Below are 4,369 nucleotides of genomic sequence, written 5' to 3'. Positions count from 1 at the left end.
TGTATAAGAGACAGCAGGGAACTAGATCATGCGTCGCCGCACCCGCCAGACCACCACACCGATCAGGATCGCCGCGATGGCGACGAACAGGGCCGTCTCGATGAGCTGGAACGTCCAGAACCGGCCGGCCGGGTGGTAGACCCCGAACTGCTGGATGCCCCGCTCGTGCAGGAACTGGTTGAGGTTGGCGCCGGCCCGGTTGGCGGCGTCCTCCAGCTCGTAGTACTCGGTCGCGCTCAGCCTGCGCCCGGTGGCGTCCGCGTAGCCGTGCTCGATCATCCAGTCGGCGACGCCGGCCTTCGATCCGCCCACGGGCACCGGCTCCATGGTGGTGAGCGGCGTGGCGTACGCGGGACGGGCCAGCAGCGCCACCGACATCCGGGCGGCGAGGAACGCCCCGAACGCGACGCCGAACGCGGGCAGGCTGCGCCGCAGGATCGCCCCGGCGGCGGTGGCGACGCCGAACGCGAACAGCGCGTACGCCACCGGAACGAGCCCCTCCAGGTCGAAGGCGTCGTACTGGAACCGCCCTTCCCACGCGTCGAACGGCTGACGGAACCAGGTGAGCACCGCAGTGAACATCCCGGTGAGCGCGACGGTGACGCCGGCCAGTGCCACGAGCTTCGCCGCCAGCCAGCGCATCCGCGGCACGGCCTGCGTCCAGGCGAGCTGCCAGGTGCCGTCCTCCAGTTCGCGCGCGAGCAGCGGCGCACCGAGGAACGCACCGATGACGACGGGGACCAGGTAGAAGGCCGCCAGGAGGTTCTCGACGAACCCGTACTCGTCGTCGAGCCGGCGGAAGGAGGCCGCGCAGGCCTCGTTGACACCGGCCTCTCCCGCGCACCGGGCGGGACCGCCGGGGAACAGGTCGTGTGCCTGCGTCCCGAGCACGAGCAGGGCAACGCCGAACATGCCGACGAGCAGACCCAGGACGCAGACCTCGGTCCGGTGCTGGCGCCAGATCAACCACGTCATGTCGTCACCCCGTCCGTGACCGCGGCGCTCGGCTCGGACGGCCGGCGCAGGTACGCCAGCACCAGGTCCTCCAGCGCGACCGGCTGGGCCTGCCATCCGGGCGCCGCCGGGATCGCGCCGTCGCGTACCAGCAGGGTCGTGTGCCGGTCGCTGTGGACGGCCTCCACGACGGCGCCGGCCCGGTCGAGGTCGGTGGCCGTGCGCGGGCCGACGAGCAGCCGGTGCTCGGCGAGGAGGGTGTCGATGTCACCGGTGAGCGTGACCCGGCCGTGGTTGAGCACGACCAGGTGGTCGCAGACGCGCTCCAGTTCGTGCACGACGTGGGAGGAGAACAGGACGGTCACGTCGCCTTCGGCCACCGCGCCCATGAGGACCTGCAGGAACTCGCGCCGGGCCAGCGGGTCGAGGCTGGCCACCGGCTCGTCGAGGACGAGCAGGTCCGGCCGCTTCGCCAGGGCCAGAGCCAGCGCGACCTGGGCCTGCTGCCCGCCGGAGAGCGTCCCGGCCCTGCGGTCGAGCGGGATGCCCAGGCTCGCCAGCCGGCGCTCGGCCAGCCCCTGGTCGAACCGCAGGTTGCAGGCCCTGCCGAAGCGGAGCATCTCGGCGACGGTGAAGCGCTTGTACAGCGGGTGGTCCTGGGCCAGGAACCCGACCCGGGACAGAGTCTGCGGGGTGCTGGTGGTGACGTCGTGGCCGAGGACCTCCACCGTGCCGGTGCTCGGTGCCAGCAACCCGACGACCAGGCGCAGCAGCGTGGTCTTGCCCGCGCCGTTCGGCCCGACCAGGGCGATCACGCCGCCCGCCGGCAGGGCCAGGGTGCAGTCGCGCAGCGCCCAGCCCTTCCGGTACCGCTTGCCCGCCCCGTCGGTGCGCAGCGCGAACTCGGTCGCTGTCACGCCACGCCCTCGTTCTTCATCTGCTGGTGGACGGAAGCGAGAAGCGCGTCGACCGCCTGCTCGTCGAGGCCGGCCGCGTAGGCGCGCCGCAGCCAGATCGCCAGGCCGCGGCGCAGCGACGTGTACGTCGACGCCGGTATCGCGGCCGACTGCCGTTCGTCGACGAACGTGCCCTGGCCTGGCCGTCCGGTGACCAGGTTCTCCTGTTCCATCTGCCGGTACGCCTTGGCGACGGTGTTCGGGTTGATCGCCAGGTCCTCGACCACCTCGCGGATGAGCGGGAGGCGGTCGCCGGGCCGGAGAAAGCCCAGCAGCACCGCCTGGCGGACCTGCTGGACGAGTTGCAGGTACGGCGGCACGCCGGAGTGGGTGTCGAGCCGGAAGACGAACACGGTAGCCCCTTACTGCTTTACTAGTGTCATAGTAAAGCAGTAAGGGCCCGCACCCGCGCGGCACCTTCAGACGAGACTTCACCGACCGTGTGTCCGGGGCCAGGTCACCGGCTGACACAATGGACGAATGGCACTGGGTTACCTCCTCGCCGTGCTGGCGACCCTGGCGTCAGGCACCGGTTCGATCCTGGCGTCCATGGGTGTCCGGCGTGCGGGCGCGTATGGCGGAAGGTCGCACGATCTCATCGCTCTGCGGCGTCAGTGGCTGTACTTCCTGGGGCTCGGTGTGGATCTGCTGGGCTTCGCCTGCGCGGCTGCTGCGCTGCATCGGCTGCCGTTGTTCCTCGTGCAGTCGATGCTCGCGTTCAGCGTCGGTGTGACTGCCACGATCAGCGCGTTCATGGGCGCCCGCCTCCGTGCGTCGGGATGGGGCGCGCTGGGTGTCGGCGCGACCGGCCTGGTGCTGCTGGGCGTGTCCGCAGAGCCGGGCCCCGCACAGGCCCTGCCACCGCAGTGGCGCTGGAGCCTCGTCGGCATGGCGATTCCGGTGGCGGCGATCGCCGTCTACGCCAGGCGCCACAACCAGGTCAGGGCGACGGTGGCACTGGCATTCGGCTCCGGTGTCGCCTACAGCGTCGTCGGCATCTCGGCACGGACACTCGATCTCCCGGACGTCGCGTGGCGGCTCGTCCTGGAACCGGCCTGCTGGTCGATCGTCCTCAACGGACTCACCGCGGCGGTGCTGTTCGCGATGGCGTTGCAGAAGGGCGGTCCGACCGGGGTCAGCGCGATCATGTTCACCACCAACACGGCGCTTTCGTCGTTCGTCGGACTGGTCTACCTCGACGACCACGTCCGCGACGGTTTCGTGACCGCCGCGGCCATCGGGTTCGTCCTGGCGATCGCCGGAGCGATCGCAGTCGCCCATTACTCGGCAGACACCCGGCAGAAAGACCTCACGGCGACGCCGGTCGGTATGCGGGCGTGAGGCGTCGGCGCGGTAAGTGCATCTAGCCGAGCCACCAACCGGAGGGGCTCCTGACGCACTGTGACGGCCATTCGCACCTTTTCATGCTTTTCGCCGCATTCGCCCCGAATAACGCGCGACGTCAACCGTCAAGAGCGCTGAACCACTTCACGCCAATGGCGGACGAGCGGGCGCGACGGCCTTCCTAACGTTGGTGGCGGAACCCCGAGGTTCCATTCTTCGCACCCTGCAAGCGAGGAGAACCCATGTTCAGGAAATTCGTCCTGTCCGTCGCGCTGGCCGCGGCCACGACCGTCGTCGCACCCCTGAGCGGCCAGGCGTCGGCTTCCGAGGCTCCTCCCACGGCGTTGGCGGTCAACGTCTACTACGACACCAGCAGCGCACCCACGTTCGCGAGCGCCATCCGGCAGGGCGCGGCGAACTGGAACGCGCGAGTGACCAACGTGAAACTGGTGGAGAACCGCAGCGCGGCCACCCTGCGCTACCGCGAGGGCAATGACCCGCGCGGTTCGTACGCCTCCACCAACGGCCACGGCAGCGGCACCATTTTCATCGATTACAGCCAGGCGCGGCAGTACTACGTCACCCGCATCACCGCCCACGAGACCGGGCACGCCCTCGGCCTGCCCGACCACTACAGCGGCCCGTGCTCGGAACTGATGTCGGGCGGCGGTCCGGGCACGTCGTGCACCGTCGCCTCGCCGAACGCCACCGAGGCGTCCCGGGTGAACCGCCTGTGGGCCAACGGGTTCGTCGGCACCTACGACTGGAAGGTCATCTACGAGCAGGTCCCCGTCCACTCCTGAGCGCGCATGACCGCGAGGCCTGGGTCTCCCGTGGACCCAGGCCTCGCCGGTTCTCCCCGCCGCGTGCGCCACACGGGCCGGCCGCACAGCGCGGACGGCGTGCTCCTGGCATGCGGGTTCCGGCGGCCCGTTTGATGAAGAGGCCCCGAGTGACGAATCCCTCGGGGGTCGAGCAGTTGCCTTCCCGCGTCGTCCTGCCGATGACGAGCCGAAGCTTCCTCAGCCGCACGGACCCGTGAACGTTGCCCACAGGAAATGACCGCATTCCTCTGAGCTAGTAGTACTTCGTCAGGTCGCGCTGACCTGGGCATG

General features: G+C 69.9%; 5 protein-coding genes. 2 read left to right on the top strand and 3 right to left on the bottom strand.

Features of this window, described 5'->3' with window-relative positions; translation table 11 throughout:
* Nucleotides 1-21 precede the first annotated feature (21 nt).
* Genes UK23_RS44545 through UK23_RS44535 form a run of 3 tightly spaced genes read right to left on the bottom strand, consistent with a single transcriptional unit; the run spans nt 22 to nt 2,263 of the window.
* Complete coding sequence (locus tag UK23_RS44545; protein ID WP_045317890.1) at nt 22-975, bottom strand: ABC transporter permease subunit; 954 nt, start codon at nt 973-975, stop codon at nt 22-24.
* Nucleotides 972-1,871, bottom strand: coding sequence for an ABC transporter ATP-binding protein (locus tag UK23_RS44540; protein ID WP_045317889.1), 900 nt, complete (start codon nt 1,869-1,871; stop codon nt 972-974). The genes UK23_RS44545 and UK23_RS44540 overlap by 4 nt, the downstream gene beginning before the upstream one ends.
* Nucleotides 1,868-2,263, bottom strand: coding sequence for a GntR family transcriptional regulator (locus tag UK23_RS44535; protein WP_045317888.1), 396 nt, complete (start codon nt 2,261-2,263; stop codon nt 1,868-1,870). Before UK23_RS44535 ends, UK23_RS44540 begins: the two co-directional genes overlap by 4 nt.
* Nucleotides 2,264-2,390: 127 nt before the next feature.
* On the opposite strand from UK23_RS44535, the gene UK23_RS44530 reads away from it, so the two are divergent.
* Together UK23_RS44530 and UK23_RS44525 are read left to right on the top strand one after the other, a co-directional pair.
* Nucleotides 2,391-3,251 (top strand): hypothetical protein, encoded by an 861-nt coding sequence (locus tag UK23_RS44530; RefSeq protein WP_045317887.1) that lies wholly within the window; start codon nt 2,391-2,393, stop codon nt 3,249-3,251.
* Nucleotides 3,252-3,496: 245 nt separating this feature from the next.
* Nucleotides 3,497-4,057: a snapalysin family zinc-dependent metalloprotease gene (locus tag UK23_RS44525; RefSeq protein WP_045317886.1), complete on the top strand. Its 561-nt coding sequence runs from the start codon at nt 3,497-3,499 to the stop codon at nt 4,055-4,057.
* The last annotated feature ends 312 nt before the right edge of the window (nt 4,058-4,369 follow it).

The sequence above is a fragment of the Lentzea aerocolonigenes genome, assembly GCF_000955955.1.
Classification (GTDB): Bacteria; Actinomycetota; Actinomycetes; order Mycobacteriales; family Pseudonocardiaceae; genus Lentzea; species Lentzea aerocolonigenes_A.
Note: the sequence above shows the minus strand (reverse complement) of the source record. Positions and strands in the feature narration are given on the sequence as shown.